The sequence below is a fragment of the Arthrobacter sp. UYCu512 genome (assembly GCF_040547075.1).
In the GTDB taxonomy this organism is placed as follows: Bacteria; Actinomycetota; Actinomycetes; order Actinomycetales; family Micrococcaceae; genus Arthrobacter.
In genome coordinates this window covers 24237-38431 of sequence record NZ_JBEPPA010000013.1, presented here as the reverse complement: position 1 = coordinate 38431, position 14195 = coordinate 24237, and the positions used below count along the sequence as shown (strand labels likewise).

At 65.2% G+C, this 14195-nt stretch carries 13 protein-coding genes and 1 tRNA gene; 5 read left to right on the top strand and 9 right to left on the bottom strand.

The annotated features are described in order from the left end of the window. Positions 1–11: 11 nt before the first annotated feature. The 6 genes from mnhG to ABIB49_RS14415 are packed head-to-tail and all read right to left on the bottom strand — an operon-like array spanning position 12 to position 6455. Positions 12–425 (bottom strand): monovalent cation/H(+) antiporter subunit G, encoded by a 414-nt coding sequence (gene mnhG, locus ABIB49_RS14440; RefSeq protein WP_226775220.1) that lies wholly within the window; start codon positions 423–425, stop codon positions 12–14. Next, positions 415–690: an MrpF/PhaF family protein gene (locus ABIB49_RS14435; RefSeq protein WP_226775496.1), complete on the bottom strand. Its 276-nt coding sequence runs from the start codon at positions 688–690 to the stop codon at positions 415–417. The genes mnhG and ABIB49_RS14435 overlap by 11 nt, the downstream gene beginning before the upstream one ends. Continuing rightward, positions 690–1235: a Na+/H+ antiporter subunit E gene (locus ABIB49_RS14430; protein WP_226775219.1), complete on the bottom strand. Its 546-nt coding sequence runs from the start codon at positions 1233–1235 to the stop codon at positions 690–692. Before ABIB49_RS14430 ends, ABIB49_RS14435 begins: the two co-directional genes overlap by 1 nt. After that, positions 1232–2845 (bottom strand): Na+/H+ antiporter subunit D, encoded by a 1614-nt coding sequence (locus ABIB49_RS14425; protein WP_282468043.1) that lies wholly within the window; start codon positions 2843–2845, stop codon positions 1232–1234. The genes ABIB49_RS14430 and ABIB49_RS14425 overlap by 4 nt, the downstream gene beginning before the upstream one ends. Continuing rightward, positions 2842–3420, bottom strand: a complete 579-nt coding sequence (locus ABIB49_RS14420; protein WP_226775217.1) for a Na(+)/H(+) antiporter subunit C — start codon at positions 3418–3420, stop codon at positions 2842–2844. Before ABIB49_RS14420 ends, ABIB49_RS14425 begins: the two co-directional genes overlap by 4 nt. Further along, entirely contained in the window at positions 3417–6455 is a 3039-nt protein-coding gene (locus ABIB49_RS14415) for a Na+/H+ antiporter subunit A (protein ID WP_354157192.1), read from the bottom strand. The genes ABIB49_RS14420 and ABIB49_RS14415 overlap by 4 nt, the downstream gene beginning before the upstream one ends. 152 nt (positions 6456–6607) lie before the next feature. Between ABIB49_RS14415 and ABIB49_RS14410 the strand changes: the two genes are divergently transcribed. The 3 genes from ABIB49_RS14410 to ABIB49_RS14400 are packed head-to-tail and all read left to right on the top strand — an operon-like array spanning position 6608 to position 9734. Continuing rightward, positions 6608–8011 carry an MFS transporter gene (locus ABIB49_RS14410; RefSeq protein ID WP_354157191.1) on the top strand — a complete coding sequence of 468 codons (1404 nt, stop codon included), beginning with the start codon at positions 6608–6610 and terminating at the stop codon, positions 8009–8011. A gap of 39 nt (positions 8012–8050) precedes the next feature. Continuing rightward, on the top strand, positions 8051–8533 hold the full coding sequence (locus ABIB49_RS14405; protein ID WP_354157190.1) for a cation:proton antiporter regulatory subunit: 483 nt from the start codon (positions 8051–8053) through the stop codon (positions 8531–8533). Between the two features lie 4 nt (positions 8534–8537). Then, positions 8538–9734 carry a cation:proton antiporter gene (locus ABIB49_RS14400; protein WP_226775213.1) on the top strand — a complete coding sequence of 399 codons (1197 nt, stop codon included), beginning with the start codon at positions 8538–8540 and terminating at the stop codon, positions 9732–9734. A gap of 42 nt (positions 9735–9776) precedes the next feature. Here ABIB49_RS14400 and dcd read toward each other — a convergent pair whose 3' ends face one another. Continuing rightward, positions 9777–10352, bottom strand: a complete 576-nt coding sequence (dcd, locus tag ABIB49_RS14395; RefSeq protein WP_226775212.1) for a dCTP deaminase — start codon at positions 10350–10352, stop codon at positions 9777–9779. Between the two features lie 50 nt (positions 10353–10402). Beyond that, entirely contained in the window at positions 10403–10846 is a 444-nt protein-coding gene (locus tag ABIB49_RS14390) for an SRPBCC family protein (RefSeq protein WP_354157189.1), read from the bottom strand. Between the two features lie 351 nt (positions 10847–11197). Between ABIB49_RS14390 and ABIB49_RS14385 the strand changes: the two genes are divergently transcribed. Further along, positions 11198–11271, top strand: a tRNA-Gly gene (locus tag ABIB49_RS14385). A gap of 248 nt (positions 11272–11519) precedes the next feature. After that, complete coding sequence (locus ABIB49_RS14380) at positions 11520–12680, top strand: N(5)-(carboxyethyl)ornithine synthase (RefSeq protein ID WP_226775210.1); 1161 nt, start codon at positions 11520–11522, stop codon at positions 12678–12680. Positions 12681–12759: 79 nt separating this feature from the next. On the opposite strand, the gene ABIB49_RS14375 is transcribed toward ABIB49_RS14380, so the two are convergent. Then, positions 12760–14160, bottom strand: a complete 1401-nt coding sequence (locus ABIB49_RS14375; RefSeq protein ID WP_282359009.1) for an MFS transporter — start codon at positions 14158–14160, stop codon at positions 12760–12762. Between the last annotated feature and the right edge of the window lie 35 nt (positions 14161–14195).

Sequence of the window (14195 nt, the reverse complement as noted above, 5' to 3'; positions counted from 1 at the left end):
ATCCTCTAGCTTCACCGTTTGCCGGCGTCCCCGGCGTCGTCGTGAGTGAATCCCCGGGTGCCGGCTGCCTGCTGCACCACGGCCTCCAGGTCGTCGGTGCTGAGCAGCTCCGGGTGGAGGTGCTTGGTCCGGTACCCGGCGCGGCCGACCATATGCGCGGAAACCGGAACTGTGAGCAGCTGGAAGATCCATGCCACCACCAGCACCGGCCAGACCCACCAGGTGCGCATTTGAAGGCCCAGCGCGAACAGCAACAGGAACAGTCCCAGCACCTGGGGTTTGGTGGCTGCGTGCATCCGGGTCATCAGGTCGGGAAAGCGGAGCAATCCCACCGCCGCAGCGAGGGACATCAGGGCACCGACCACCATAAAGACAGCCGAGACGGCGTCGATCACGGTGTCGGCGGTAAATGTCTCAGGAGGCACTGCTTTTCTCCCTCCGGTCGGCAACGAAGCGGGCTACCGTGACGGAGCCGACGAACCCGATAAGGGATACCGCCACCAGCAGCATAAGGTTGTTCAGGTGCCGGTTCACGGCCATGTCGATGCAGATGGCCGCCCCCACGATGGCCAGGAGCACGTCCGCGGCAAGCACCCGGTCCAGCAGCGACGGGCCCCGCGCGATCCGGATGATCGCCCCGCCGGCGGCCAACGAGAGCACCACCGCGGTTACGGTCAGGACTAGCGCCATCACGGCCCCACCTCCTGGTTGAGTGCGGACACTTCGGCTTTGGTACCCATGATCCGGATCAGCCCGGCCTCCGTGTCGCGGACGTCCTTGCGCAGTTGCGCGGCGCCGGCTGCATTGCGGACATTGATCCCGTGCACATAGAGCGTGGATGTGGAGCGATCCACTTCCACCACCATGGAGCCGGGGATCAGCGCGGTGACGTGACCGGTCGCCGTGACCAGCAGGTCAGAGTGGCTCCGGAGCGGGACGGCCACAACGGCACTGACCACCTTGGGTCCCTTGGCCGCTGCCAGGTACAGGACCTGGCAGCTCGCTGCCACCACTTTGGCCAGGAACACGAGTACAAACGGCACTGCACGAAGCAGGTTGAAGCGCCCGCCGAGTTCCACCGGCGGCAGGTAGAACAGCCGGGCGACAACGACCGAAATCAGGGCTCCGAAGAGCAGGTTACCGGGGCTGAAGTCCCGCCAGAGGGCGCCCCAAACCACTACGAGCCATACGAGCAGCGGCAGTTCCTGCCGCAACGAGATCCGTTTCCGGCTCATTTGGAGGCCTCCTGCGGCTGTGGCCCGGGCCTCGGCGGAACCGGCGCGTTTTCGCCCAGGACCGCCTGGATGTACGAGGTCCGGTCCAGCATGTCGAAGGCAGACTGGTCCGCGACCTTGAACAGCGGGCCGGCGAAGATGGTCAGCCCGACGCCGAAAAGCACCAGGCCTAGCGTGGAACCCACCATGGTCCGCGGCAGCAGCGTGACGTTGGTCTTGCCCGCCCGGTCCCCCGTTGCCGAATCTTCCGGGGCAGCCAGCAGCACCGGATCCGGGTGTTCCGCGTCCTCCGGTTTGCGCCAGAACGCACGGTTCCAGACCCTGGCGATGGCAAGCAGCGTCAGCAGGCTGGTCAGCACTCCCCCGGCCACCAGGGCGAAAGCCAGTGGTGTTCCCAGTTGCACCCCGGCCTGAAGCAGGCCCACCTTGCCCAGGAAGCCGGAGAACGGCGGGATCCCGGCCAGGTTCATTGCCGGGACAAAAAACAGCACCGCCAGCAGGGGCGACAACTTGGCCAACCCGGCCAGGCGGTCCACCGAGGAACTTCCGCCACGGCGCTCAATTAAGCCCGTCACCAGGAACAGGCTGGTCTGGATGGTGATGTGGTGGGCGACGTAAAAGACGGCGGCGCCCAGCCCTGCCACCGAGGACATCGCCAGCCCGAACACCATGTAGCCGATGTGGCTGACCAGGGTGAAGGACAACAGCCGCTTAATGTCGTTCTGGGCCAGTGCACCCAGGATTCCGACAACCATTGTCAGCAAGGCGGCCACCATCAACGGTGCATTAAAAGTGTCGCCCGGGAAGAGCAACGTTTCGGTACGGACAATGGCGTAGACACCCACCTTGGTGAGCAGTCCTGCGAACACCGCGGTGACTGGAGCCGGCGCCGTGGGGTAGGAGTCCGGGAGCCAAAAGGACAGCGGGAACACCGCCGCCTTGATGCCAAACGCCACCAGGAGCATTACGTGCAGCAGGTTTTGGGTGCCCTGGTCCAATTGCGCCAGCTTGATGGCGAGATCAGCCATGTTGATGGTGCCGGTAGCGCCATAGATCATCGCGATCGCCATCAGGAAGAGCACCGAGGACACCACCGAGACCACCAGGTAGGTCACGCCTGCCCGGATCCGCGGGCCCGTCCCGCCGAGGGTCATCAGCACATAGCTGGCGGTCAGGAGGATCTCGAAGCCCACATACAGGTTGAACAGGTCACCGGAGAGGAACGCATTGGACACCCCCGCTACCAGGATCAGATAGGTGGGGTGGAAGATCGAGACCGGCGCATCCCGATCGCCGTCGGCCATGCCCTGACCGGTGGCGTAAATCAGCACGGCGAGGCTCACCGATGAGGAGACCACCAGCATCAGCGAAGAAAACTGGTCCACCACCATCACGATGCCCCATGGCGGGAGCCAGCCGCCCAGGTTGACCGCCGACGTTCCGCCCTCCCAGACGGAGGCCAGCAGCAGACACTCCAGCAGCAGCGTCACGGACAGCAGCGCGATGCTCACCGTCCGTTGCGCACGCGAATGTCGGATCAGCAGGAAGGTGAGGGCCGCCCCGAGGATGGGAAGGAGGACGGCGAGCGGGGCGAAACTGGCAATGTTCACTGTCCGCCTCCTTCCGGATCGGGTAGTTGGACATTCAAGGAACCCGGTTGCTCCTCCGCCGCCGCCTGCTCGGCGTTCAGCTTACGGTCTGCCACCTGGACCGTGGCTTCGGCGCCGGCTGGGACATTGGAGACCCCGTGGCCGTTCGAACCGATCATGGTCAAGGGAAACTCGGAGGTTTCCACCGGGATCACGGAGTCGTCCTCGACGTCGAAGCTGGGAGTCCGCGCCACGCGGCGGTCCTCGGCGTCGTCCTGGATTTCATCCTCGCGGGCCAGCACCCAGGTCCGGTAGATGATGCCGAGCATAAAGGCCGTGACGGCAAAGGAGATCACGATCGAGGTGAGGATGAGGGCCTGAGGCAGCGGATCGTTGTAGTCCCCGGCCGCGGTGTCCTTGCTGAACATCGGCGCCAGGCCGGCGTAACCGCCGGTGGTCAAAATAAGCAGGTTTGTGGCGTTCGTGAGCAACATCAGGCCCAGCAGGACCCGGGTAAGGCTGCGTTCGAGGATCAGGTAGATGCCGCAGGCGTACAAGGCTCCCATGACCGTCAGCAGGGTCAGGTTGACGCTCATGCTTTCCCCTTGGCTGTGGTTTCGGCCGGTACTCCGCCGGGCTCCTGGTCGTCGGCCGGTTCGTGTGACTGTTCCTCGAAATGTTCGTCGATTTCGGCGCCCAGGCTGCGCAGCACGTCCAGGGCCAGGCCGACGACGACCGTGTAGACGCCGATATCGAAGATTGTGGAGGTGACGAACTTGACGTCGCCGAAAACCGGCAGCCAGAACTCGATGATGGCGCTTTGGAACACCTGGCCGCCCAGCAGCAGCGGTACCAGGCCGGATGCCGCCGCGGTGGCCAGGCCAATACCGAGCAGGGTGCCGGCACTGACGGGCGACGCCTCGCGCAGCTCGAAACGACCGCCGGCGAGGTACCGGACTGTGAGGGCCAGCCCGGCGGTGAGGCCACCGGCGAAGCCGCCGCCGGGAAAGTTGTGGCCCGCAAGCAGCAGGTAGATCGAGAAGACGATTATGGAGTGGAAAACCAGCCGCGTGACGACTTCGAAGATGATAGAGCGGCGTTCCGGGGCCAGGGTCCGGCCGGCCACAAGCCATGCATCACGGCTCGAGGCGGCGAAACGTCGGCTGATCGCCAAAGCCGCCTCGTCACGGGTATTGCCGCGTTCGCCTCCGGAATTGCGGCGGCCGACGGACCCCTCGGCCACTGTGGCGGAGGCCCGGATCCCCTCGCCGCGGTTGTGGACGAAGATCAGGCTGGCAACGCCTGTGGCCGCCAGCGCCAGCACGGAGATTTCCCCGAAGGTGTCCCAGGCCCGGATGTCCACGAGGGTCACGTTGACGATGTTCAGCCCGCCGCCGCCCTCGTAGGCCAGTTTGGGGAAATCGAGCGAGACGGGTGCAGCCACCCGGGCGCCGAGGGCGTAGATGGCGACAAAGACCATGGTGATGCCAAACGCCGCTCCGATAATCACCCGGACCACCCGGTATTTGCCGCCGGTCCTGTCGCGCAGTTCCGCCGGGAGGCTGCGCATGGCCAGAACAAAGGCCACGAGGATGATCGATTCCACCAGCATCTGGGTCAGCGCCAGGTCAGGAGCGCCCTGCAGCGCGAACATCAGGGCGATTCCGTAGCCGGTAACGGACACCATCAGGACGGCCAGAAAGCGTTTGTTGGCCCGCACCGCGGCCAACGCCCCGATCACAATTCCTGCGCCCGCCACAATCTGCAGCGGGGAATTGGGGTCAATGAAGTAGAGGTTCGGGGGCACTGGCTTGTTCGCCAGCACAAGGGCCGTCAGCGGAAGGACGAATGCCACGGTCAGGATGACGGAGAGGTAGAAGAACAGCGAGCCGCGCTGGGTCCGGCCGGTAATCCACACTGCGGCGTCGTCGAGCGCGCCGATGGCCAGCTGATAGCTGCGGTCACCGTCAATCCAGCCGGGGACCAATGCCTGGAGCCGGGAGACGGTGTTCCGGCCGTAAAACATGGCCAGGCCCAGGGCGAAGGTGATGGCGGTCAGGCCCAGGCTGGGGGTAAGTCCGTGCCACAGCGCCAGATGGCCGGCAGCGGCCGCTGCATCCTCGCCGTCGGGCACAAACAGTGCAGCGTACGGCTGGATCCAGCCGTCTACCGGCGCAGGCCACAACCCGTAGGCGACGGTCAGTAGGCTCAGGATGGCGGGGGCGGCCAGGAAAGCGGGCCTGATCGGTTTGAAAGGCGTTGTCCTGACGCCGGACTTGACGGCGAACGCGCCCCACATAAACCGTGCGCTGTAGGCGAAGGTCAGGATGGAGCCCAGGACCAGGCCGGCCAGGAGCACCAGACCCCACGGACCGGCCGCCGCGTCGGCGCTGAAGTGGACGAAGGCTTCAAAGACTGATTCTTTCGCGACAAAGCCGGCCAGCGGCGGGATTCCGGCCATTGAGGCGGCCCCGACGGCGGCCACAATGGCCAGCGCCCGGGAGGAACGGTAAACGCCCGAGAGCTTGCGCATATCGCGGGTTCCGGCCTGGTGGTCAATGATGCCCACCACCAGGAAGAGCGTGGCCTTGAACAATCCGTGGGCGAGGAGAAGTGCGAGCCCGGCAAGGGCCGCCTCGGGCGTGCCGAGTCCCACGACCATGGTCAGGAAGCCGAGTTGGCTGACCGTACCGTAGGCGAGGATGAGCTTTATGTCCGTTTGCCGCAGCGCCCGGTAGCCGCCGACCAGCATGGTGGCCAGACCGAGGCCAAGCACCACCGGCAGCCAGAACGGGGTTTCCGTGAACCCGGGCGCCAGCCGCGCCACGAGGTAGATGCCGGCCTTCACCATGGCCGCGGCATGCAAATAGGCGCTCACCGGGGTGGGAGCAGCCATCGCGCCGGGAAGCCAGAAGTGGAACGGAACCAGCGCCGATTTGGTGATCGCACCCACCAGGATGAGGAGGACGGCGGCAGCAACGGCGCCCGCGGCGGGACCGGTGACGAGCTCAGGCGCCAGGCCCAGAATGGCAGAGATCCGGTAGGTCCCGGCGTTGAAACCGAGGATGATCAGCCCCACGAGCATGGCCAAGCCGCCGGCGGTGGTGACAATCAGGGCCTGCAGGGCGGAGCGCCGAGCGGACAGCCGGGCCCGGGCGTAGCCAATCAGCAGGTAGGACAGGACCGTGGTCAGTTCCCAGAAGATAAACATCAAGAGCAGGTCATCTGCCGTCACGAGTCCGAACATCACCCCGGCGAAGGCCACCAACTGGGCGCCAAATCCACCGAGGTACTCGTCTTTGTCCTTGAAGTACCGGGCACAGTAGACGAGGACCAGCGCGCCGACCCCGAGGACCAGCAGGGACATCACCCAGGCCAGGGCATCCATCCGGAAGGCGAGCTCAAGCTTCAGCTCGGGGATCCATGGCAGGACCTCGGCGGTTCCGTTTCCTGCAGCTCCGCCCTGGGCCGCAGCTGCGTTGGCATAAACGGCGCCGTGCTGCAGGACCAGCCAGAGGAACGAACCGGCCGGCACTGCCGCGAGGGCGTAGAAGGAGTTCCGGCCGAACTTTCGGAAGAGCCATGGCGCCACAGCGGCCGCCGCAAAGTGCGCGGCAAGGACTGTGATCACTGGTATCTCCGCAACGTCAGGATTTCATTTATCAACAAGTTGGAGCAGGCGGTGTATTCGTTCGGTTCAGTCCGGACAGTTTACCAAGCGTTGACAAATTCTTTTCCCACGGTAGGCCGGGTCCTGGGCGGACTGCGGATATTATTCACGCTATGAACTCCGCTGCCGTCCCTGAGGCCATGCGCCCAGAATCGGAACTTGAATCCGGGCACCAGGCGTCCCACAAGGGGCGCATCCTCGCGTGGGCGGCCTGGGACTGGGGCTCGGCCGCCTTCAATGCGGTGATGACTACCTTTGTCTTCACCGTGTACCTGACATCCAAAGCCTTCGGCGGCGAGGACCATGCCTCCGCGGTCCTGGGCGGCGCGTTGGCGATCGCCGGTGCCGCCATCGCGCTGCTGGCACCAGTCACCGGGCAGCGATCGGACAACGGTGGCCGGCGCCGGCTGTGGCTTGGGGTCAACACGGCCGCTGTCGCGGTCCTGACAGCCCTGTGCTTTTTTGTTTTCCCGCGCCCTGAGTTCTTGCTGCCAGGGGTGGCACTGATTGCGCTGGCGAACGTGTTCTTTGAGTTTGCCGGCGTGAACTACAACGCCATGCTCGCCCAGATCTCCACCCCTAAGAACATCGGCAAGGTCAGCGGCTTCGGCTGGGGCATGGGATACCTCGGCGGCATCGTGGCCCTGCTGATTGTGCTCCAGCTTTTTGTCCAGCCCGGCTTCGAGTGGTTCGGCGGCTCGACGGCGGACGGCCTGAACATCCGGCTGGTCGCGGTGTTCTCCGCCTTGTGGTTCTTCATTTTCGCGTTGCCCGTTCTGTTCGCCGTTCCGGAACTGCCCAAAACAAGGCAGGGCGCCGCGCTGGGATTCCTTGCCTCCTACGGCCTGTTGCTGCGGCGGATCAAGGCGATCTACCGAACCAGCCCGCACACCATCTATTTCCTTCTTGCCAGTGCCGTGTTCAGGGACGGGCTGGCAGCGGTGTTTACCTTCGGCGGCATCATCGCCGCGGGTACGTTCGGGTTCGAACTCACGGAGGTCATCTTTTTCGCGATTTTCGGAAACGTTGTCGCCGCGGCGGGTGCCATCATGGGCGGCTTCCTCGATGACCGGATCGGTCCGAAATCGGTCATCACCGGTTCGCTGGCAGGGCTTCTGGTCGCCGGCTCGATGATCCTGGTCCTCGGCAACGGAAACTATTCTTTCTTCGGCATGCAGTGGGCCGGCACCACCACGTTCTGGATCTTCGGACTGTTCCTCTGCCTCTTTGTGGGACCGGCACAATCCTCCTCCCGGGCCTACCTGGCCCGGCTTGCCCCGCACGGGGAATCCGGTGAGCTGTTTGGTCTCTACGCCACGACGGGCCGGGCCGTCAGCTTTCTCGCGCCCGCACTCTTTACGCTGTGCATCGCCGTCGCGGCCCCGCTGGTGGAACCCGGCGGGGCGCAGCGCTGGGGCATTCTTGGCATCATGGTGGTCCTTCTGGCAGGGCTGTTGCTCCTTCTTCCGGTCAAGGCACCGGACCGGACCGAGATCGCCGTCGTCCCGGCAGCCTGAACCTCCCCGGAATCCCCTGCGGCGCACTAGGCTGGAGGGATGAATGTGGATGAAACAGACCTTCCGGGACTGGGCCGGCGCAAGGACTTTATGACCGCCTCGGGACGGCGGATCGGCGTTGTGGAACACCGCGAAGGCCAGACTGAACTCATCGTCTCGACCTGGGACGATCCGGACACCTGCCAGGCGTCCATTCCGCTGACAGTCGATGAAGCCGCCGCCCTCGGAAACCTGCTGGGAGGCCAGCGGCTGGCAATGCAGCTTTCCGAGGCACACCGCGAGGTCCCGGGAATCGTCACCCGGCAGTTCTCCATCGCGGCCGACTCCCCGTTCCACAACCAGCCAATGGGCAAAGCCTGCATCCGGACCCGAAGCGGCGCCTCGATCGTCGCGATCATGCGCGAAGGCGAAGTTCTTCCCTCCCCCGGGCCCGACGTCGTCCTGCACCCCGGAGACCTCCTCGTAGCAGTCGGAACGCAAGAAGGCCTGGACACAGCGGCCAGCATCCTGCGCAACGGCTGACAGCATGGACCCGCTCGCACTGACGCTGATCGAACTCGGGGCCGTCGTCTTTTGCCTCGGCCTGCTGGCGAGGCTGGCCGGGCGGATCGGGATGTCCCCTATTCCGCTGTACTTGGTCGGCGGCCTGTTCTTCGGTGCAGGCGGGCTGGTCAAACTCGAGGGTATGCACGAATTCGCGCACCTCTCCAGCGAGATCGGCGTTATCCTGCTCCTGCTTATGCTCGGATTGGAATATACGGCGGCTGAGCTGGTCACCGGGCTGCGGCGTTCCTGGCAGGCCGGTGTCCTGGACCTCGTGCTGAACTTCCTGCCGGGCGCCGTGCTGGCGGCACTGCTGGGCTGGGGCGTTGTAGGGGCGATGGTGATGGGTGGCGTCACCTACATTTCGTCCTCCGGGATCGCTGCCAAGGTGATCACCGACCTTGGTCGAATCGGTAACCGCGAGACTCCGGTGGTGCTCTCGATCCTTGTCTTCGAAGACCTGGCCATGGCGGTGTATCTGCCGGTGCTGACGGCAACCCTGGCCGGCGTGAGTTTCGTGGCCGGACTGCAGACGGTCGGGATCTCGCTCGCCGTCGTGACCATCGTCCTGATTGTGGCGTTACGACACGGGCACCACGTGTCCAAAGCCGTGCACAGCGAGAACTCCGAGGTGTTCCTGCTGAACCTGCTCGGCGCCGCCCTGCTGGTGGCAGGACTGGCAGCGGCCATGCAGGTCTCGGCCGCGGTGGGTGCCTTTATGCTCGGGATCGCCATTTCCGGGGCCACCGCGCACAGCGCCACCCGGATCCTTGAGCCGCTGCGGGATCTCTTCGCAGCCATATTCTTTGTGGTCTTCGGGCTCAACACGGACCCAACGAGCATCCCGCCCGTGCTTGGCTGGGCGTTGCTCCTGGCCATCGTCACCGCTGCCACCAAGATGCTCACCGGGATCTGGGCGGCGAAGCGTGCCGGGATCGGCGTGCCGGGGCGCTTCCGCGCCGGAGCAGCATTAATCGCGCGCGGCGAATTCTCAATCGTTATCGCCGGGCTCGCCGTCGCCTCCGGCGTCGTACCCCAGGAACTCGCGGCCTTGGCCACCGCCTACGTGCTGATCATGGCAGTCACTGGCCCGCTGATAGCAAAGTTTGTGGAACCGGTTGTGGCGATGCTGCGCCGCCCGGCCAAGCCGTCCAGGGTTCGGACTGCGGACGGCATCTAGGCTGGACGCCGCTGCCGCAGGGCGTCCGCGCAGCGGGCCGGGTCAGATGACCGTGCGGTGGAAATTCAAATGGCTCCGGCTCGCCGTCGGGCCGCGCTGGCCCTGATAGCGGTTACCGTACTCGCCGGAGCCGTAGGGGTGCTCGGCGGCCGAGGTCAGCCGGAAGAAGCACAGTTGCCCAATCTTCATACCCGGCCAGAGCTTGATGGGCAGCGTCGCCATATTCGACAGCTCAAGGGTCACGTGTCCGGAAAAGCCCGGGTCGATGAATCCTGCCGTGGAGTGGGTGAGCAGGCCGAGCCGGCCCAGCGATGACTTTCCTTCCAGCCGGGCGGCGATGTCGTCCGGGAGCGTCACTGTCTCGTAGGTGGAGCCCAGCACGAATTCCCCGGGATGCAGAATAAAGGGTTCGCCGGAATCGACCTCCACCAGTCGGGTCAGCTCGGGTTGTTCCTCCGCCGGATCGATGTGGGCGTACTTGTGGTTGTCGAAGAGTCGGAAAAACTTATCGATCCGCACGTCAACCGAGGACGGCTGAACCATGGCAGGGTCGAACGGCTCAAGAACAATCCGGTGGGAAGCTATTTCGGCACGAATGTCGCGGTCAGAGATCAGCACAGTGTCAAAATTACAGCACTCACCGGGAACAGTGGTGTGCCGTCCCGGAGTTACAGTTCCGGTTCCTGCTCCAGCACTGCCTTGAGCTGGTCCAGCTGGCCGACTTCCGCCCTCATCCGACGCCGGAACCGGGAACTCAACCGGGCCAGGAGCCCACGCGCTTCGCCCTCCAAGGCAAACCGGACGCGGGTACTGGTGCCTTCGGTACTCAGGTAGTAGCCGCCGCGGGTCCGCTCCGGCCCGGCAAGTACGGTGAACCGGATCTCTGCCCCCGGCCGCGCCTCGGTGATCTCGACGTCGCAGCATTCCGTCCGTCCGGCGGGTGCAGCGAGGCTCTGCCGGTAAACGGCACCCTTGGCCCCGGTCGCGCCCGATACGAGTTCAACGCCGCGGACTCCGTCACGCCAGCTCGGCAGATTGCGGGCATCGAGCAGGAAGTCGTACACGGACATTGCGTCCCGGTGGATCACGACGTCGTACTCTGCAATTGCCACTGAAATCCTCGCTGCGCTGACGGCTGATGGGCGTAGCCCGCTTCCCCGGAACTGCAGCTAACCCCTTCAGGATAATCAGCAAGGCCCCGCCCGCACGGTTCCTGTAACGGGCCTTTATCGAACAGTTATGGGAATCCCCCGGCTGTTTAGTGCTCAGTGGCTCCTCAGGCCTTCCCGGCCATCTGACGCGACTCGCCGTTCTGCCGCCGGTGTAGCGAACAGGTGTGGCCAGCCTGGGAGCGCCGGGCCACGATGTCGCAGGGGCGACGTGTTCGGCGAACGCGCGTGGCTGGGGTAAGGTAAATCTCGTTGTTCCCCGGGACCGGCTTCAGCATTTCGGCCGTTCCCACTGCGGCTGTAGCTCAATGGTAGAGCGCTAGCTTCCCAAGCTTGATACGCGGGTTCGATTCCCGTCAGCCGCTCCACGTCGCCAGGGTTTCTGCGCCTTGGACTCCTCCGGGGCCGTTAGGTCCGTGCCTGTATGGTTCGAAGTCAGGAACCTCTTCGGTTCCGCTACAGGAGCGATCATGGCTGACAAGTCCCCCCGTCAAGCAGCATCCAAGAAATCCGGGAAATCCCTGAAGGAAAAGCGTGCCGAGAAAAGGACCGCCGCTTTGCCGCCAAGCTCCCTGGACAAGGCGACCGGCTCGAAGCCGGCCAGTCCGAAGAAAAAGTGAGCGGTCCGACGAACCGTCTTACCCTCGGAGTGCTTGCCAGCACCCGGAAACCTGACGAGCAGCGCCTCCCGATCCACCCTCTCCACCTGGACCGCATAGCCCCGGAACTCCAGCGGCAGCTCATTCTGGAGGAGGGCTACGGCGAGCGCTTCGGCGTCTCGGATGCCCATCTGGCACCGCTGGTGGGGCGCATCGTCCCACGCGCCCAGCTTCTCGCCGAGGCCGACGTCGTCCTGTTGCCCAAACCGCAGCCCGAAGACCTTGCCGAGCTCCGGGACGGTCAGGTCCTCTGGGGCTGGCCGCACTGCGTCCAGGACCGGGCCATCACCCAACTGGCGATCGACAAAAAGCTCACGCTGATAGCGTTCGAGGCGATGAACCACTGGGCCAGCGACGGCGGCTTCGGCTTGCACGTGTTCCACAAGAACAACGAACTGGCCGGTTACTGTTCGGTGCTGCACGCCCTGGGCCTAACTGGTTCCACCGGAGACTACGGCCGCCGGCTGAGCGCAGTGGTGATCGGCTTCGGGGCCACGGCGCGCGGTGCGGTCACGGCGCTGAACGCCCATGGCGTACACGACGTCCAGGTCCTGACCAACCGCGGGGTTGCCGCGGTTGGCTCCCCCATCCATTCGGTGCGGATCGCGCAGTTCGACCACAGCGACAAGGCGCCGTTTCTGAGCGAAGTCATCACCGAGCGCGGCCGTGTGCCGCTCGCACCGTTCCTCGCCGGGACGGACATCGTCGTCAACTGCACACTCCAGGATCCGAACGCACCACTGACGTATCTGCGCACGGAGGATCTCGACAAGTTCCGGCCCGGGAGCCTGATCGTGGACGTGTCCTGCGATGAGGGTATGGGCTTCAGCTGGGCGAAAAGCACCACGTTTGCCGAGCCGATGTTCACCGTCGGGGACCATATCGCCTACTACGGCGTGGACCACAGCCCGTCCTACCTGTGGAATTCCGCCAGTTGGGAAATCAGCGAGGCGCTGCTGCCCTTCCTGGAAACCGTGATCAGCGGACCCGAGGAGTGGGCCGCGAACGAGACCATCCGGCGCGCCATCGAGGTCCGCGACGGCGTCGTCCTCAACCCGGACGTACTTCAGTTCCAGCAACGGCATCCGGCGTACCCGCACGGCCCGCTGGCAGGCTGACCGGCCGGGGTTTCCGCTACAAAAACCGAGGGCCGCTGCGCGGATCCACGAAGCGGCCCTCGATCTGCCGTGCGCAACGTTAGGGTGTGGCGGCAGCCGGCCGCCCGCCCGGGTACTGCCCTGTCGCCGGACCGGCAGCCCTGCGGACGATCTTGACGAGTCTGCGCCGGTCCCGCAGGTCCACCCGGAGCATCAGCTGGTCGCGGCGGGCCAGCACAACGGCGACCGTCGCGGCTGCCAGGGCCGGTACCGCGCCGGAAACCAGGATGGCCGTGTGCGGATCCACGTGCTCTGCCAGCCAGCCGAGCATGGGCCCGCCAATGGCCTGCCCGCCGATCAGGACCATAATGTACAGGCTCATCACGCGTCCACGGATTGCCATGTTTGAGCTGATCTGGACCAACTGGTTGGCGGCGGTCAGGAACATCAGGCACCAGAACCCGGCCAGCACCATCGCCGCCGCGAACCATTCGATGGAAGGCGCCAGCGCCGCCAAGCAGAGCATAAGCCCGTACATTCCGGCGGCGAGCATCACCGAACGCAGCCGCAGCTCACGCCGGCGGGCGGAGGTGATAGCCCCGGCCAGCGCCCCGAGGGCCACCGTCCCGTTGAGCACCCCGTAGCCGCCGGCGCCGACGTCGTACACCCGGTCCGCGAAAGCGGCAAGCAACACCGGCAGGCTCATCGCGAACACAGCGACGAAGGCCGCCATCAGCCACGGCCAGTAGATGGTTGGTTTGCTCAGCGCATAGTTCAGCCCTTCACGCAGCATTCCCTTGCGCTTGGGCACGGGTGCGCTGGTGTGCAGCTGGTCCTTCCGCAACGTGAGCAGCATGGCAACTGTCGAGCAGCACGCGACGGCGTTCGCGGCGAATGCCCAGCCGGCACCCACCGCGGTGATCAGCAGGCCGGCGAGCGCGGGTCCGATCAGCCCGCCGAGCTGGAACGTTGTGGAATTCACGCTGATGGCGTTCCGGAGATAGGCCGGGCCCACGAGTTCGTTGACAAAGACCTGCCGCGCGGGCTGGTCCAGCACGGTCACCAGGCCCAACGCCAGGGCGATGACGTAGACGTGCCACACCTCAATCCGCTGGCTGAGCGCCAGCACGGCGAGAACGGCCGCCAGCGCCGCCGCCACTGACTGGCACAGCATCAGGATCCTGCGCTTCGCGAACCGATCCGCCATCATCCCTGCCCACGGCCCCAGAAACAGCGATGGCAGGAACTGGAGGGCGACGGTGATCCCGACGGCGGTGACGGAACCGGAGAGTTGGAGGACCAGCCAGTCCTGCGCAATCCGCTGCATCCAGAGGGCGATGACGGCGATGAAATGGCCGATCGCGAAGATGCGGAAATTGCGGACCTTCAACGATATGAAGGTGTGGCGCCACGGCAGCCTTTGGCTTACGACGGCGACAGGCTGGGTAACGGCGTCCGGCAGTGCGGTGACGGTGGCCTCTAACGGCGGTGGGGGTGCCACGGAATGTCCTCAAGGGAGCGGGGTGAATGGGGATG

Excerpts from the sequence above, each read along its gene's own strand:
- ABIB49_RS14420 (WP_226775217.1), bottom strand. The coding sequence starts at position 3,420 with ATGAGCGTCAACCTGACCCTGCTGACGGTCATGGGAGCCTTGTACGCC.
- ABIB49_RS14410 (WP_354157191.1), top strand. The coding sequence starts at position 6,608 with ATGAACTCCGCTGCCGTCCCTGAGGCCATGCGCCCAGAATCGGAACTT.
- ABIB49_RS14405 (WP_354157190.1), top strand. The coding sequence starts at position 8,051 with ATGAATGTGGATGAAACAGACCTTCCGGGACTGGGCCGGCGCAAGGAC.
- ABIB49_RS14400 (WP_226775213.1), top strand. The coding sequence starts at position 8,538 with ATGGACCCGCTCGCACTGACGCTGATCGAACTCGGGGCCGTCGTCTTT.
- ABIB49_RS14430 (WP_226775219.1), bottom strand. The coding sequence starts at position 1,235 with ATGAGCCGGAAACGGATCTCGTTGCGGCAGGAACTGCCGCTGCTCGTA.
- ABIB49_RS14435 (WP_226775496.1), bottom strand. The coding sequence starts at position 690 with ATGGCGCTAGTCCTGACCGTAACCGCGGTGGTGCTCTCGTTGGCCGCC.